Genomic DNA, 16,008 nt, shown 5'->3' with positions numbered 1-16,008 from the left:
TGGGCAACCCGAAACACGTCGGCGCGCCGATGCCGGGCGTCGTCGCGACCGTCGCGGTCGTGGCTGGGCAGTCGGTGAAGAAAGGCGATGTGCTTTTGACCATCGAGGCGATGAAAATGGAAACCTCGATCACCGCCGATCAGGACGGCACGGTCAAAGCCGCGCATGTCAGCCCGGGCGCTCAGATCGACGCCAAGGATTTGCTGGTCGAGTTTGAGTAGTGGGCCTTATGTGGTCCTCCACGTCCTAAACATAGGGGTGGGGCTGTTCAAATGGGGAGGCTCACTGCCTCTCTACCGAAAGCTACCTCAAACGGATTGCGACGCTCCATGATCTCGCACCCATGATGTTCCTCATCATCTACGTTCTCAGCTTGATGTGCGGCAGTTTTGCCACCCCGTCGGAAGACGCGTCTCGATGCTCGCAATCACGCGGCGCGTTATCCTGGCCGCAGCGCAGCCTACATCACATGTGTCACACTGCACCTTCTGCTGATCGTGACCTTCATGCTTGATCTCATCCTTGGATGATGACGCACTGATCCCAGATCACTTCAAGCAAAAAAGCGCCGTATTGAGCGGCGCTTTTTCATGTGTGGGTCGTCGCGTCCTAAGCGACAGCGCGCAGTCTTTAGGCGGCGCGCTCGGCGAGAATTTCCTCGATCACGAGAACCTTTGCCCGCTGCCACGCATACCGGAGGTTTTCCAGAAGAGCGCGAATATCCGCACCAGTCCGCACGCCTCCGATCCAGGCGCGGAAATCACCCGGCTTTCCGGGGAATGCATTCACGTAAAGCGCCGCATTCAAACCCGGCTCATGCATACCGTCCGGATGCGTGATGCCTTGGTAGCCGAGGAGCTGTTTGGCGCGCCCCAGAATACGGCCATGCACGTCCGCAAAGTCGGGATCATTCACCCGAAGAAGCGTCACCGCAGAACCGCGTTTGTTGGGCGTCTCGACCACGAAATCGAACAAAGGCTCATTTGCGACCCAGTCTTCGATTTCGGCCCGGTTCGACGTTGAACGGGCGTTGAGGTCCGACATCGGACCCAACTCATGCTCGAGGCTTAAAAGCCCGAAGGTGGTTTCCGCAAAGGCGAGCAGGCTATAGGTGTTGATCACGCCCCCACACATGCGGTCTGCCTCGGGGTCATAGAAAGGCCCTTTCTCAACGGAGCGTCTGCCGGTCAGTGGCAAGGCCGGATCGACCGGCACGGCCAGACTCAACTGACGCGCAATGGACCAGCTTGGATCTGCAACGTTGCGGTCGATTTTCGCCAAGGCCTGCGGCGTGAAACTCGCCACGAAATACCCGGCCACACCGCCAATCGCCTTTTGCAGGGGCATGAACAGACAGCATTTCGAGAGCACCTGCGCAACAACGTCTTCGGGCCATGGCATTGCACCGAGCAACGAGGTGGCATCGATGATGGCATGGTGATTGTCGGGATCGACATCAAGCCAGCGCAACAATTCGACCATCTCGGACGCGCTATAGGTCGAGGCGCCAGTGGTCTCATGCCCGACCCCGATAAAGAGTTTGATCCCGCGCTTTGTGAGCTCTGCCGCGTCGGGCAGCGTGCCATCATCCTGCGCGAAATGCAGCCGCTCGACGGTCCCGCCTCGTGATAACTGGCAGAGCTCGATGATCTGTGTGGCCCAGGATTGCCGGAAGAAACCACTTGCCGCGCTCGCGGGAGTCTCCGGGTGCGGCGTGTCGACAAAGACGTGCTGCTCCGCATCTTGAAGCGTCATGAGGTGCTGCACGCACACGGTAAATCCAGTGTGCCCGCCGCCCAGACCAATCGCCATACGGTTTTGTTTGGGCAGTTCGAAATATCGGTGAATCGTCCGCATCATATCCGTGAGGATGCTGTCGGCCGGTTCGCCACGATGCATCGAACGGGCCAGCTCGGAGACCGTAAAGCCGCCGAGATCTTGGCCGCAGTCATCGTATTTGCGATACCTTTCGGTGACCCACCGCTCGAACGCGTGTCGCCGCTCGACACGGTCTGCCTCGTCGGTGGAACCGTCGCTGATCGGACCAACGCCAAAGAACGGGTTGGACGGCACGGAAGGAGCGCCAGCACAGGTTTCATGCATGGCTGCCAGTCGGGCTTCCTTCAAATCATCATCTGTAAGCATGTAGGGTGTCTCTCTCAGGGCGCTCACGCACGTCGATATTCCGGTCGGAACATCACGCTTTGGCGGGGGCAGCATAGGCCCCGGTGTAATGACCTCTCGCGATCCCTTCGAGGATCTCGGCTTCTTTATCCGATTGGGCGCGTGTGGCTTCCAGAAGGGCTGGCGCGATGTCCGGGGAAAAGGCGACGACTCCGTCGGCATCGCCGACAACAATATCGCCCGGATTGACCAGCATACCGCCAATCGTGACCGGCACGTTGATTTCGCCCGGTCCGTTTTTATAGGGCCCAAGGTGGATTCCGGCACGCGCGAAGCAGGGGAAGCTGGAACGGCCAAGCGCCTCGACATCACGCACCGCAGAGTCGAGCACCATCCCCGCAGCACCGCGCATCTGCGCCACCGACGTCATGATTTCACCGACAAGCGCACGGCTTTCGTCGCCGCCACCGTCTACAACAATCACATCCTCCGGTCGCACCATTTCGAGCGCTTCGTGGATGGCACGGTTGTCTCCGGCCCGGACCCGCACGGTGAGGGCCGTGCCCGCCATCGCGGTGCCATCGTGAAACGGACGCACGCCAACGGCGCCGACAATGCGATGCAAATTGTCACTGATGTTGGCCACAGGCAACGCACGGAAGGCCGCCACCAGCTCTGGATCGGCCTGCGGGGCGTTCGGGTTACGACGTTCTTCGAGCATGTTCTGTCCTTTATGACAAGGCGGCGCAGGCCTGAGCGATCAGGGTGCAACCTTCATTGATGGTTTCTTCGGAAGTGGCAAAAGACAGGCGCAGGTAGGGCGACATGCCATAGGCCTCACCATCCATTACCGCGACACCTGCCTCACGCAGGAAATACAGGGCGACATCGCGGTCAGAGCCGAGCACGGTGCCATCGGGGGCCGTGCGCCCGATCAGCGCGGAGACATCCGGATAGATGTAAAAGGCCCCTTCCGGCTTGGCGCAGCTGAGGCCGGGGATATCCGACAGACGCCGATACATCAGATCCCGACGACGCTGGTAAATCGCAACCATGTCTGCGACCGCGCTCTGGTCACCATTCAGGGCCTCCGCCGCCGCGGCCTGAGCGAACGAACAGGCGCAGGTCGTGCTTTGCCCGAGCAGCTTGGTGATCGCGCCAATCACATGCGATGGCCCCGCAGCAAAGCCGATCCGCCAGCCGGTCATGGCATAGGCTTTCGACATGCCGTTGATCAGGACGACGCGCCCCGCCAGACGCGGTTCCACACGGAGGATGTTGTCGACTTTGGCGCCGTCATAGATCAGGTGCTCATAAATATCGTCAGTCATCACCGCGACCTGCGGATGACGCATCAACACCTCTGCCAGACCCGCGAGTTCCGCCGTGGTATAGGTCGCGCCCGTCGGGTTGGACGGCGCGCAGAGAATGACCCAACGAGTGCGCTCCGTGAGCGCCGCCTCAAGCGTCTCCGGCGTCAGTTTGAAATCTGCGTCTGCGGGACAAGGCACGATGACCGGTTCGCCGCCGTTCAGACGCACGATATCCGGATAGGAGACCCAGTAAGGGGCCGGCACGATGACCTCGTCACCGTCATCAAGCGTGGCCGCAAACGCTTCAAAGATCAGTTGTTTTGCGCCGACACCGACGACGATGTCTTCCGGCGCGATGTCCAGTCCATTCTCACGCGCATATTTCGCAGAAATGGCGGCACGAAGGGGCGCGGTTCCATTGCTGGCTGTGTAATGCGTGTCACCGGAGCGCATCGCCGCAATCCCGGCGTCGACAATCGCGGGCGGCGTATCCAGATCCGGCTCACCGATCGTAAAATCGACGACCTTTCGTCCCTGCGCCCGCAGATCATTCACGATAGCTTTGGCTGCAATGCTCGCCGAGGGTTTCAGCATTGTTACCCGTTTCGAAAGGGATATAGTCATCAATCTGCCTATTTTTTGATCGATAGTACGTATTTTCGGAGTGAGATCGCTCACTCAGATCATCCTAGAGATGGCCATCATAAAAAAAACAGATTATTCAGAATGCGAAAACATTCCCTAGAGGCATATGATGGCTGGTTCCGTCCCGATCACGTTCAAACAACTCGAAGCAATCTACTGGATTGCCAATCTCGGCACGTTCGAACGCGCCTCTTTGAAACTGAACACAACACAATCCGCGATTTCGAAGCGTATTCAGGAACTGGAACTCACCATCGGCACCCCCCTCTTCGACCGAAGCCAACGCGGGGCGCGTCTGACCGAAAAGGGCGCATATATCGTACACATCGCGGAGGAGATGCTCGAATTGCAGGACCGTATTACGGTCCTTCGGGACGGCGCGGCGGTGCCGGTGCATCATATCCGCTTCGGCGTGACGGAATTGGTGGCGATGACATGGCTACCCCGATTGGTCACCCTCTTGCGGGAGGCCTATCCCGGCGTCGTCCTCGAACCCGAAGTCGATATGGCGCGGAACCTCTATGAACGTCTGCTCGACGATCAGATCGACGTGATTATCATTCCCGATACATTCTCCGCCCCCGAAGTCACCTCGCTGATTTTGGAAGAAGTTCAGAACGAATGGATGGCCGCGCCGGGTCTTGTGACAGGTGCCAACGCCACCTTGAGCCTTCAGGAATTGTCCAGCTATCCGATCCTCTCACAGGGCACCCGCTCCGGTTCGGGTCTCTTTTTCTCGAAATGGATGCGCAATCAGGGCATCGTCTTTCCGCGTCAGGTCAGCAGCGACAGTATGACCGCGCTGCTCGGGCTGACAATTGCGGGGCTTGGCCTGTCCTATATGCCGCGGGATTGCTTCAAATCGCTGATTGACGAAAAGAAACTCGAAGTCATCGCGGCAACACCCGCGCTGCCACTGGTCCCCTATTCCGCCATGTATCGCAATGACCGCCCGACAAATGTGGCTCAAAAGGTTGCGGAAATTGCGCAAGAAGCCTGCGATTTTTCCAGTCAGTTTCAAAACATTCCCTCAGAGAATTAAATCATATAAAATTAAATCTCTTTTCTGCATCAAATCTCTGGACCACAAAGGCGGCACAAACGGCACGCCCGAGATGCCGCTTCCAAACACAGGGATTCAGTGCATGGACATTCAACGGATCAAAGACCTCGTGGATCAGTTTTCTGATTCTGCGCTCGAAGGGATGCGCATCTCATCGGGAGATCTGGACATCGAAATCGTGTTCGCGACGGACGCCGCCTCCCCTGCGCCTCGCACAGTCGCACCGGCTCCGGTCGCGGAAAATACAGTCGACATCAGCGCACCGATGGCGGGACTGGTCTATCTCTCGCCGTCTCCCGACGCCGCGCCTTTTGTCACGGAGGGCCAGCGGGTCGACGCGGGTCAGACCCTCGTTCTTATCGAAGCCATGAAATCGATGATCCCCCTCACCGCACCCGTGGCGGGCACCATCGCCGCGATCACCCTTCAGGACGGCGCCACATGCAGCGCCGGTCAGGTGTTGGTCACGCTGAAAGAGGGTGCCGCATGAGACATAAACTATTGATTGCAAACCGCGGCGAGATTGCGGTCCGCATCCAAAAGGCCTGTCGGAACATCGGACTGCCCTTCGTGCAGATCTGTTCGGAGGCCGACCGCAACGCCCGTTATGTCCGTGAGGCAGACGATGCGCTCTGTATCGGTCCTGCCCGCGCGCGCGAAAGCTATCTCGACATTGCATCCGTGATCTATGCCGCCAAAGTGTCCGGAGCGACGATGATCCATCCGGGCTACGGTTTTCTTTCGGAAAACGCCGACTTCGCCGAGCAGATCGAAGCGCATGATCTGATCTTTGTCGGCCCGCCGTCCAGCGCCATCCGCGATATGGGCAATAAGGTACGGGCGCGACAGGCGATGATCCGTGCAGGTGTCCCTTGCATTCCCGGCTCTCCCGGACCTCTGCCGGACGACCCTGAAACGATCCGCGCCATCGCGCGCGACATCGGCTATCCGGTCATTGTCAAGGCGGCGGGCGGTGGAGGCGGGCGCGGCATGCGCGTCGTCACCGAAGAGCGCGAGCTGCTCGATGCCCTCACACTGACCCGCGAAGAGGCGCGCACCGCTTTTGGCAATCCCGAACTCTACATGGAGCGGTTTCTGACCGGACCGCGCCACGTCGAAATTCAGGTTCTGTGCGACACCTTTGGCCATGCCGTACATCTCGGAGATCGCGATTGCTCGATGCAGCGCCGCCACCAGAAAGTGATCGAAGAGGCCCCTGCCCCCGGTGTCCCGCGTGATTTGATTGAGGATGTGGCGGCGCAATGTCTCGCCGCCTGTCGCAGCATGAATTATCGCGGCGCGGGCACGTTCGAGTTTCTCTTTGAGGACGACGCGCTGTTCTTTATCGAGATGAACACCCGCCTTCAGGTTGAACATCCGGTGACCGAAATGATTACCGGCATCGATATCGTCGAGGCCCAGCTTCGGATTGCCATGGGCGAGCCGCTGGGCCTGACGCAAGAGGATATTTCCTTCCGTGGCAGCGCAATCGAATGTCGGATCAACGCGGAGGACCCGAACACCTTCATGCCGACACCAGGGATCGTGGACAGATGGCAGCCGCCGGACGGAGAGGGCATTCGGGTCGAAACCCATATCGAGTCCGGCTACGAAATCTCTCCGCATTATGACTCGCTCATCGCGAAGGTGATCGCCCATGGGGCGAACCGCGCAGAGGCCCTGACGCGCATCCTCGCCGCACTTGAGGCGACCACCATCACCGGCGTGAGCACTAATATTCCGCTGCACAGGCGCCTGGTGAAAGACAGCAATTTCCGAACGGGCGGAACCGGCATAGCCTATCTGGAAACCATGTTGCGAGAGGAGACACCGGCATGACACAGTCAAACGATTCCGTGGTCTTTTCCGACATGGGAGAGGCGGCCCTGCTGTGCGAACACCCTGTCGGTCCTCTGGATCTCACGCGTCAACGCCGGATCTGGGCGGTGACCCGCGCACTCGAAGGGGCATCGGGCATTCGCGAACTGGTGCCGGGGATGAACAATCTTCTCGTGGTGTATGACCCCATCGCCACCCACCGCGAAGAGATCTGTGCACAGGTGGAAACGCTCTGGAACACGGTCACATTTGATGATGCGCAAATGCGGATCATCGAGTTTCCGGTGGTCTATGGCGGCGAGGCGGGGCCGGATCTGTCGTCACTGGCAGAGGCTGCGGGCCTCACGCCCTTGGACTTTGCGACCCGACACGCGCAGGCCGATTACACCGTCTTTGCCCTCGGCGCACAGCCGGGCTTTGGCTATCTCGGTGGCTTGCCCAATGAACTGGCCGCGCCACGCAGATGCGTGATCCATCCCCACGTCGAAGCCGGTCGCATCATTATCGGCGGCGCGCAAACGGCGGTTCAGGCCAGCACGACACCGTCCGGCTGGCACATGATTGGCCGCACTGATGTGACATGCTTTGACCCTCGCGCCAAACCGCCGACGATCCTGATGCCCGGTGATCGTGTTCGCTTTAGACTAATCGAGGTGCTGTCGTGATCGAAATCATTCAACCAGGCCCCATTGCCACGGTTCAGGATACGGGCCGAGTCGGCCATCGCAATATCGGCGTCGGCACAGCGGGCGCCATGGACAGGCGGGCGCTCGACATCGGGAACATCCTGACAGGAAACACCCCCGATGCCGCCGCCATCGAATTCACGCTGGGTGGCTTTGCTGTCCGTTTTCTGGAGGATCAGGTGATTGCCTTGACGGGCGCCGATGCCAACGCGCGCCTTGACGGGAAGCCCCTGCCGTCCTGGTGGGTCCGCCACGTCCGCGCCGGACAGGAGCTTCGCGCGGGGCCCTCGACCGACGGGATGCGCAGCTATCTGTGCGTTTCCGGCGGGATCGATGTGCCCGCGGTCTTGGGATCACGCGCAACAGACCTGAAAGGCGCGTTCGGCGGGCACGAAGGGCGCATGCTCCGGGCGGGGGATCGTCTCACGGTGTTGGACAAACCGCAGAACACTCTTCCCGAAGGGGGCTTCGGCCTGAGCGCCGCCCGCCTTGGCTTTATGGACCCTCCAGGTGAATTGCCTGTGATCCGCTTTGTCCCGGCGGCCGAATGGGCAGATCTGTCACCCGAGGACCAGATCAAGGTTCAGGCTCAAAGTTGGAAACTGCGGCCTGACAGCAACCGCATGGGGTATCGGTTCGAAGGTCAACCGGTCGTGTTCGAGACACACCGCGAATTGCTCTCGCATGGGATCTTGCCCGGTACGATCCAACTGCCGCCGGATGGGCTTCCGGCTATTCAGATGAATGACGCGAACACCTGCGGCGGGTATCCGAAACTTGGTGTTGTGATCGACGCAGACATGCCACGTTTGGCCCAGATCCGTCTGGGGACCGAGGTGCGGTTCGAGGCCGTGGACCGCGAAACGGCACTCGCAGTTCAGAAAGAACACACGAAACTGCTCTCTGTCTTGCCGCTCAAAATCAGGTTGGCAAGCGACTATGCACAGCGTTGGGGGATGCAATGACGCCGGAATTTCTCACAGAAATCGCGGGGCTCGTCGATTGGCTCGCGGAGCGTCCCGTCAGGGAAATCAAAGTAAAGGACAAAGACACGACCCTGTTTTTGAAGTTTCGCGCACCGGACACAACCGGGCAGACGGGCGAGACCGCAACCGCCGAAGTGCGGGCCTCAGGGACGGGTTTTTTCCACCACCGCCATCCGGATACGAATGCCGAGATGTTCTGTATCGAAGCCGGGGCGTTCCTGTTTCCGGTCTCCACAGGTGACGCGACGCCCACACCTGTCGCAGGGGACGGCACACGGGTCGAATTTGGAACTTCCTTGCTGAAAGTGGCTCCGGCACCTTCTGAGAAAGCGACGCTGACATGACAGAAAAAACCATCGATCTGAATTCCGATCTGGGCGAGGGCTTTGGCGCCTGGCACATGGCCGACGATCCAGCGATGCTCGACATCGTGTCTTCGGCGAATATTGCCTGTGGCGCCCATGCAGGCGATCCGGTCGTGATGGCGCGGACCCTCTCATTGGCCACCGAACGCGGTGTCTCCGCCGGTGCTCATGTGGGGTACCCCGATCTCGCCGGTTTCGGGCGTCGTCCTGTTCAGATGTCCGCGCGTGAGCTGGAGGTCCATTGTTTTGCCCAGCTTGGTGCGCTGACTGCACTGGCAGAAGCGCAGGGGATCAACCTGACCCACGCAAACTTTCACGGCGCGCTCGGCAATCTGTCCTTTGCCGACCCGGATGTCGCCCGTATCTTGATCTCAACCCTTCGCCAATTCAACCGTGATCTGGCCTATATCGGCCTGCCCAACACAGCCGCCGCGTTTGAGGCGGAACGGCAAGGTCTGCGTATTATTCGCTCCTTTTTGGCGGATCGGGCCTATACGCCAGCCGGTCTTCTGGTGTCCCGACAGGTTGAGGGGGCGGTCATTCACGATCCTAAATGCATTGCGGAGCGTGTCCGGCGCGTTCTTCAAGACGGTAAACTGTCCTGCATCGACGGGACAGAGATCAACATGACTGTCGATTCCATCCTGATCCACAGTGACACCAAGGGCGCCATTCCGCTCGCCAGTTTGATCCGTAATACTGTCGAAACAGCGGGCTTCAGCGTCAAAAGTTTTGCCTGAAACGGCGGCTTTCCCGCCATGCATTCCAAAAAGGAATGACGGAAAAGTATTTTATATCGCTATTTTTTCATCACGGCGTGGGTTTTTCTAACCCTATCAAGCTGTGGTGAAAACTGCGGTCAGAACAACTCTAACAAACAGGGAACAACATGAAACACACGATACAGACTGGCCTCCTCTCCATCTTTGTCGGCGCCGCGGCTCTTCCCGCTCTTGCCGAAACCAAATGGGATCTCCCGCTCAGCTGGCCCGCAGAAAACTATATTTCTGTGGGTGCAAAACTCTTTGCAGATACCATTGCCGAAGAGACCGACGGCTCTGTCATGATTACAACCCACCCCGGCGGCTCGCTCGGATTCAAAGGCCCGGAAATGTTCGGCGCAGTGCGTGACGGGCTTGTTCCGATCACGGATATGCTCCTGCAACAACAGGTCGGTGACGAACCACTCCTCGGGCTTCAATCGCTCCCTTACCTCATGAACACCTATGAAGAGCAGGTCGCATTTCAGGAGTTCTACCGCCCGCTCCTCGAAGAGGTTTTCGCAGAGAACAACCAAAAACTCCTCTACACGGTGCCGTGGCCGCAGCAACAGGTCTGGACCAAAAAGGAAATTAACGGCTTTGAGGATTTTGACGGTGTGAAAGTCCGCTCGTCCGACCCATCTGCAACCAAGATTTTCGACGCGGCCGGCATGACCGCCGTTCAGCTGCCATGGGGTGAGGTCATCCCGTCCCTCGCTACGGGCGCCATCGACGGCGTTGGAACCTCCTCCCCTTCCGCAGTGGATGGCTCTTTCTGGGAATTCCTGACGCATGGCTACCCGACGCGTCACACATGGAACCTGAACGCGGTCAGCGTCAACATGGACGCGTGGAACGCCATCTCCGAAGAAGATCAGGCGACAATCGTCGACATCGCGCAGCGTCTGGAGCCGTCCTTCTGGCAATCCGCCCAGGATGCCGATGCGGCAGCAATGGCGAGACTCGCGGAAAACGGCATCGTCCTCGGCGATCTTGATGATGCCACACGCCAGACACTGCGCGAACGTGCAGAGCCGATCCGCGCTGAGTCCCTCGAAAAAATGGGCCCGCGCGCTCAAGAAGTCGTCGACGCGTTCAACGCGCGTTAAACTCACTAGGCGGCCGGGGTATCCTGTCTCGGCCGCTGACTACAGGAGCGCGCTATGTGGCCCAGACTCTACAAATCTACCGATGCGGTGTCCCGCGTCTTGGCATGGATTTCGGGAGGGCTGATCTTTCTGATCGCCTTTCTTCAACTCTTTGAGATCCTTCTTCGGAACGTTGCAAACATCAGTCTGAGCTTTGTCTGGGAATTTGCCGCCTATATGCACATTGCAGCGATCTTTCTCGGCCTCTCGATGACGTTGCGGACCGGCGGGCATATTCAGGTGACCCTGCTCGCGACCGTCATGCCGCGTGTCTTTCAGCTCATGTCGACACTCGGCGGCCTCCTGTTCTCCGGCTACCTGAGCTTTGCCCTGATCCAGCTCGCGTGGAACTGGGGTGCGACCGGACGGACCTCAGGAACCGTCGACGACATCCCGCTCGTCATCCCGATCAGCTTCGTGGCCTTCGGTGCGGTCATGCTCACGGTTCAGCTTTGTTTGCGCCTGTTTCATATCCTGCTCGGGACTCCGACAGAGATTCAATGGTCCTCCGGGCCTTCGGCTGAATGAGGACTGATCCCTATGCCTATTGCAATCATTGCCCCGCTACTGCTTTTGTTCGCGCTCCTCGGCGCCGGGATCTGGGTCGGCCTCGGTCTGATGGGCGTCGGCATTCTGAGCCTGGAAATCTTTCGTTCCCTGCCAGTGGAGAAAGTGCTCGCGCAATCCGTGTGGAACGGCCTCTCCTCACCGGAGCTGCTCGCGCTGCCCATGTTCATCCTGATGGCCGAGCTGCTGTTCCGATCCAAATTTATCGGCGGCCTGTTTCATGCGCTCGAACCCTGGGTGCATCGCTTCCCCGGCGGGCTGCTGCATACCAATATCCTCGGTTGCGCCTTTTTCGCGCTCATTTCCGGCTCTTCTGCCGCCACGACGAGCGCGATTGGCAAGATCACTTTGGGTGAGCTGGAAAATCGTGGCTACCCGCGCTCGATCGCGATGGGGTCACTGGCCGGGTCCGGCACGCTGGGCTTTCTGATCCCGCCGAGCATCATCATGATTATCTACGGCGTGCTGTCGCAGACCTCGATCCTAAAACTGTTTGCGGCGGGGCTTTTGCCCGGTCTTCTGCTCGTCTGCATGTTTATGGGCTATCTGGCGATTTACTCATGGGTGCGCCCGATGCAGCAGAAAACCGGCGAAGTGATCGAACATATCTGGCGTGAACGCTTCACCCGCCTCGTGACGCTGATCCCGTTTGTCATCCTCATGGTCGTGATGCTCGGATCTATGTATGCTGGCTTCGCAAGCCCGACAGAGGCGGCCTCTCTCGCCGTGGTGACCACACTCACAATTATGGCTTTCGAAAGATCGCTGTCGCTGAAATCCGTCTTTGATGCCTGCATCGGAGCCGCGCGCACCGTGAGCATGTTGGGGATCATCATCGCAGCTGCGTCCTTTCTGTCCACAGCGATGGGATTTCTCGGCCTGCCACAACAGATCAACGCAGAAATCTCTGCACTCGACCTTGGCCCACTGCAGCTGATCGCGCTTCTCGTGATTTTCTACATCGCTCTGGGATGCTTTCTGGAGGGCATGTCCCTTATCGTCATGACGCTGCCCATCGTATTGCCTCTCGTCACTGGCGCAGGGTTTGATCAGGTCTGGTTCGGGGTCTTCCTGATCGTCGTCGTCGAAATGGCGCAGATCACGCCGCCAGTCGGCATGAACCTCTTCGTAATCCAGGGGCTGACGGGCGAGAAACTCTCCACTGTGGTGCGTGCGGCCTTTCCGTTCTTCTGCCTGATGCTGATCTTTGTCGCACTTTTGGCAGTCTTTCCGCAGATCGTGACCTTCCTGCCATCTCTTCTCTAGGCATGGTGTTGCTCTGAACTTTTACCGGGCCGCCACAATGGCGACCCGCTCATGAGGTGCGAGATGTTTCTAAGCGTTTTCGATCTGTTCAAAATCGGCATTGGTCCGTCGTCCTCACATACGATGGGACCAATGATCGCAGGGTCGCTCTTTCTGTCCCGGCTGCGCGCAGAATTGCGCGATGCGCCCACGCAGATACAGGTCCGTCTGCATGGATCATTGGCCTTCACCGGCAAGGGGCACGCCACGGATCGCGCGGCTATCCTCGGGCTCGCGGGGTTCTCCCCGGAAACCTATGACCTCAGCGACGCTGACGCGACACTTGCACAGATTGCCCGCACCAAACGCCTCCGGATCGACCCGTTTCCCCCGATTGCATTCGATCCGGAAACCGACCTTGTTTTTGATTTCGAGGTGCCGCTCTCCGCACATTCGAACGGCATGGGAATCTCGGCGCGCGATGAGAACGGGGACCTCCTGCTGCGCGAGGTCTACTACTCGATCGGCGGCGGGTTCGTTCTGACCGAGACAGAGATGCAGGAGATTGATCCGGAAACGATTGACGCCCCCTCTCCGATCCCCTTCCCTTTCCGTTCTGCCCAATCGATGCTGGACATGGCCAGCGAGAGCGGTCGCAGCATCGCCGCTATGAAACTGGAAAACGAACTCTGTTTCCGCTCGGCGGAAGAGATCGACACCGGCATGGCCCGGATCTGGCAGACGATGAACGCCTGTATCGAACGCGGCCTGAACTCGACAGGGCAACTGCCGGGCGGGCTTTCGATCAAGCGCCGCGCCATGGGACTTCGAGTTGCCCTTCAGACCGAGAAAGAGAAAGGTTTCCCTGCCCCCCACAGCGCCAATGACTGGGTCTCCTGCTACGCAATGGCCGTCAATGAAGAAAACGCTGCGGGCGGTCAGGTCGTCACCGCGCCCACGAACGGGGCGGCCGGTGTGATCCCCGCCGTGATCCGCTATTGGCTCCACCACTTGCCCGGCGCCGATGTCAAAGACGTCGGCACCTTCCTTCTGACCGCCGCCGCTATTGGCGGGTTGATCAAAACGAACGCCTCGATTTCAGGCGCCGAATGCGGATGTCAGGCAGAAGTCGGCTCGGCTGCCGCCATGGCCGCCGCAGGTCTTGCCGCGGTTCTCGGAGGCACCCCGCATCAGATCGAAAATGCCGCTGAAATCGCGCTTGAGCATCATCTCGGGATGACCTGCGATCCCGTCAAAGGTCTCGTGCAAGTGCCGTGCATCGAACGCAATGCACTCGGCGCCATCAAAGCGATTTCTGCCGCAAGCCTCGCCCTGCACGGCGACGGAACCCACTTCGTGCCGCTCGATGCTGTGGTCGAAACCATGCGACAAACCGGTAATGACATGAATCAGCGCTACAAGGAAACGAGCCTCGGCGGACTTGCCGTCAACGTGCCTAATTGCTGAAGATGCTGCGCACCGTTTATGGAGAACACCGCAAAGTGTGGGGCAGTTGCGTTTCGGGGTGTGAGACTGGCAGTGATTTGGTACGTCAGCAGCTCCGCAAATCTATCAAGCCACGTCGGACAGATTTTCAAAGGTTTCTAGGGGGCACTGCAGGTCGATGGCTATGCTGGTGGCTCTGTTGCAGAGAAAGCCGGCCCGGCTCGCGACCGTCGCCATGGCGAACAAGACGGCGCGGATCATGTGGGCGGTGCTGACCAGGAACGAACCCTACCGCCCGAACACAGCCTGAGACGTAGAGAAACAGTGAGATAGCAAGACCGACGATGTGATGGCGTACCCTTCAACCGCAACGATCAGGACGCTCCGCCGAATGACCCGGGAGCAATTGCCCGCTAAGCAGATAGGAACCTGATCTGCGGATCCCATCAGGGCCTGCGGTGTGAACCGCGCAAACAGGCCGGACACAAGACCGCTTCTGAAAAGGTATACGAAATCATTTGCGACTTGCTATGCGGGAGCCATCCACACAAGTCATTTTCAACGGCTGCGCGGGCGTCAGCATTGCGAACCTTCCGGTCATTCGGCGACCAACCGGCGCGAATGCAGCATGTCGATGGAGTTTCTCACAGCCGCAGCAAGCGGCGTTCTGCGCCGCAGCGCAGATAACACTAGCGGTCGTTCAAGGCCGCACCAAACTGGGGGGCCAAAACCACCAGTCGCTACGCCTTGCCGGGGCGCCGACGGTGCGGACAAAATTGCTGTGCGATGCGGTCTCGGATTGAGCGCCGATCGAGCTGTTTGCCGAGCCGAGTTGTCGACCACTTCTCTTTGCGTCCTTGTACCATGTCCGTCTTCCCTAAACGCAAAGGGATTCTTCGTGCCCCTTCTTGGTGTCCGTCGTCAGATAATTTGGGGCAGTTAGCCGCTTGAATTAAGAGAGGGTCTGGCTCATCCGATTGATTTAATTATGCGGCTGAATTGCTGTGAAGCAAGCGTCGCGTTTCGATGGTTTTTCGTTTGATCCTCTCTCGTTGTTTTAGAATGGCTTGTCCGCGCCCGAAGTAGACATCGGCGGGTGTGAGGTTATGCAGGCTCTCATGATAGCGCCGGTGGTTGTAATGCTCGACGAAGGCGTCAATTTGGCTGCTGAGATCGCCGGGCAGGTAATAGTTCTCCAGAAGTATCCGATTTTTCAGGGTCTGGTGCCACCGCTCTATCTTACCTTGGGTTTGCGGGTGATATGGGGCACCGCGAACATGCTCCATTTTTTGATCTTCCAGCCACTCAGCCAGTTCACCCGAGATGTAGCTGGCTCCGTTGTCACTGAGAAGCCGCGGTTTGTGAACGACGGTTGCCTGATCGCAGCCGGAGGCCTGCAACGTCAGATCCAGCGTGTCGGTCACATCCCCCGCCTTCATCGTGGTGCAGAGTTTCCAGGCGATGATATAGCGACTGTAATCATCCAGGATTGTCGACAGGTAGAACCAGCCCCAACCGATGACCTTCAGATAGGTGAAGTCGGTCTGCCAAAGCTGGTTGGGTCTCGTCGTCTTGTCCTTGAACTCATCGGCGGCGGATAAAACCACGTAAGCCGGGCTTGTGATCAGGTCGTACTCCTTGAGAACGCGATACACGGAAGACTCTGATACAAAGTATTTTTCCGTATCCGGGGACGATCCTGAATTTTGTGCGCTGACGTGGTAACTGCACGAAGAGGAGACCCACGTATGAGCATCGACAAAGACATCTTGGACCGATTGATGGAAGGCCGCGCGCCCGGTGATTTGTTTGGCAAGGAC

16 protein-coding genes and 1 pseudogene are annotated in these 16,008 nt (G+C 58.8%); 13 read left to right on the top strand and 4 right to left on the bottom strand.

The features are described 5' to 3' along the window. Positions 1 to 221: biotin/lipoyl-containing protein (locus ACN0X0_RS21645; protein WP_417280929.1), on the top strand; the 221-nt coding region annotated here is incomplete at its 5' end. 409 nt (positions 222 to 630) lie between these two features. On the opposite strand, the gene ACN0X0_RS21640 is transcribed toward ACN0X0_RS21645, so the two are convergent. Genes ACN0X0_RS21640 through ACN0X0_RS21630 form a run of 3 tightly spaced genes read right to left on the bottom strand, consistent with a single transcriptional unit; the run spans position 631 to position 4,031 of the window. Next, the gene (locus ACN0X0_RS21640) at positions 631 to 2,145 is read right to left on the bottom strand and encodes a hypothetical protein (RefSeq protein WP_417280928.1); all 1,515 of its coding nucleotides are present in this window, start codon (positions 2,143 to 2,145) and stop codon (positions 631 to 633) included. A gap of 52 nt (positions 2,146 to 2,197) precedes the next feature. Continuing rightward, positions 2,198 to 2,845, bottom strand: a complete 648-nt coding sequence (locus ACN0X0_RS21635) for an RraA family protein (protein WP_417280927.1) — start codon at positions 2,843 to 2,845, stop codon at positions 2,198 to 2,200. A 10-nt stretch (positions 2,846 to 2,855) separates the two neighbouring features. Further along, positions 2,856 to 4,031, bottom strand: a complete 1,176-nt coding sequence (locus ACN0X0_RS21630; protein ID WP_417280926.1) for a pyridoxal phosphate-dependent aminotransferase — start codon at positions 4,029 to 4,031, stop codon at positions 2,856 to 2,858. Positions 4,032 to 4,191: 160 nt separating this feature from the next. Between ACN0X0_RS21630 and ACN0X0_RS21625 the strand changes: the two genes are divergently transcribed. The 12 genes and pseudogenes from ACN0X0_RS21625 to ACN0X0_RS21570 all read left to right on the top strand — a co-directional run. Then, complete coding sequence (locus tag ACN0X0_RS21625) at positions 4,192 to 5,124, top strand: LysR family transcriptional regulator (RefSeq protein ID WP_417280925.1); 933 nt, start codon at positions 4,192 to 4,194, stop codon at positions 5,122 to 5,124. 103 nt (positions 5,125 to 5,227) lie between these two features. Further along, positions 5,228 to 5,635 (top strand): acetyl-CoA carboxylase biotin carboxyl carrier protein, encoded by a 408-nt coding sequence (locus tag ACN0X0_RS21620; RefSeq protein WP_417280924.1) that lies wholly within the window; start codon positions 5,228 to 5,230, stop codon positions 5,633 to 5,635. Beyond that, a complete protein-coding gene (gene accC, locus ACN0X0_RS21615) occupies positions 5,632 to 6,984 on the top strand; it encodes an acetyl-CoA carboxylase biotin carboxylase subunit (RefSeq protein ID WP_417280923.1) in 1,353 nt (450 codons plus the stop codon). Before ACN0X0_RS21620 ends, accC begins: the two co-directional genes overlap by 4 nt. Next, complete coding sequence (gene pxpB, locus ACN0X0_RS21610) at positions 6,981 to 7,649, top strand: 5-oxoprolinase subunit PxpB (protein WP_417280922.1); 669 nt, start codon at positions 6,981 to 6,983, stop codon at positions 7,647 to 7,649. Before accC ends, pxpB begins: the two co-directional genes overlap by 4 nt. Next, positions 7,646 to 8,635 carry a biotin-dependent carboxyltransferase family protein gene (locus tag ACN0X0_RS21605; protein WP_417280921.1) on the top strand — a complete coding sequence of 330 codons (990 nt, stop codon included), beginning with the start codon at positions 7,646 to 7,648 and terminating at the stop codon, positions 8,633 to 8,635. Before pxpB ends, ACN0X0_RS21605 begins: the two co-directional genes overlap by 4 nt. Then, positions 8,632 to 9,000: a hypothetical protein gene (locus ACN0X0_RS21600; RefSeq protein WP_417280920.1), complete on the top strand. Its 369-nt coding sequence runs from the start codon at positions 8,632 to 8,634 to the stop codon at positions 8,998 to 9,000. Before ACN0X0_RS21605 ends, ACN0X0_RS21600 begins: the two co-directional genes overlap by 4 nt. Then, positions 8,997 to 9,761 carry a LamB/YcsF family protein gene (locus tag ACN0X0_RS21595; RefSeq protein ID WP_417280919.1) on the top strand — a complete coding sequence of 255 codons (765 nt, stop codon included), beginning with the start codon at positions 8,997 to 8,999 and terminating at the stop codon, positions 9,759 to 9,761. Before ACN0X0_RS21600 ends, ACN0X0_RS21595 begins: the two co-directional genes overlap by 4 nt. 149 nt (positions 9,762 to 9,910) lie before the next feature. Further along, a complete protein-coding gene (locus tag ACN0X0_RS21590; protein ID WP_417280918.1) occupies positions 9,911 to 10,891 on the top strand; it encodes a TRAP transporter substrate-binding protein in 981 nt (326 codons plus the stop codon). Positions 10,892 to 10,945: 54 nt separating this feature from the next. Continuing rightward, the gene (locus ACN0X0_RS21585; protein WP_417280917.1) at positions 10,946 to 11,458 is read left to right on the top strand and encodes a TRAP transporter small permease; all 513 of its coding nucleotides are present in this window, start codon (positions 10,946 to 10,948) and stop codon (positions 11,456 to 11,458) included. Between the two features lie 12 nt (positions 11,459 to 11,470). Further along, positions 11,471 to 12,763, top strand: a complete 1,293-nt coding sequence (locus ACN0X0_RS21580; RefSeq protein ID WP_417280916.1) for a TRAP transporter large permease — start codon at positions 11,471 to 11,473, stop codon at positions 12,761 to 12,763. Positions 12,764 to 12,826: 63 nt separating this feature from the next. Next, positions 12,827 to 14,209 carry an L-serine ammonia-lyase gene (locus ACN0X0_RS21575; protein WP_417280915.1) on the top strand — a complete coding sequence of 461 codons (1,383 nt, stop codon included), beginning with the start codon at positions 12,827 to 12,829 and terminating at the stop codon, positions 14,207 to 14,209. 175 nt (positions 14,210 to 14,384) lie between these two features. Beyond that, a pseudogene (locus ACN0X0_RS21570) lies at positions 14,385 to 14,498 on the top strand (IS110 family transposase); the annotation flags it as partial. A gap of 676 nt (positions 14,499 to 15,174) precedes the next feature. On the opposite strand, the gene ACN0X0_RS21565 reads toward ACN0X0_RS21570, so the two are convergent. After that, positions 15,175 to 16,008, bottom strand: an 834-nt coding sequence (locus ACN0X0_RS21565; RefSeq protein ID WP_417280914.1) for a transposase, incomplete at its 5' end; no start/stop codon positions are given.

The sequence above is a fragment of the Celeribacter sp. genome (assembly GCF_048270365.1).
In the GTDB taxonomy this organism is placed as follows: domain Bacteria; phylum Pseudomonadota; class Alphaproteobacteria; order Rhodobacterales; family Rhodobacteraceae; genus Celeribacter.
This window is presented reverse-complemented; position numbering and strand designations above follow the sequence as displayed.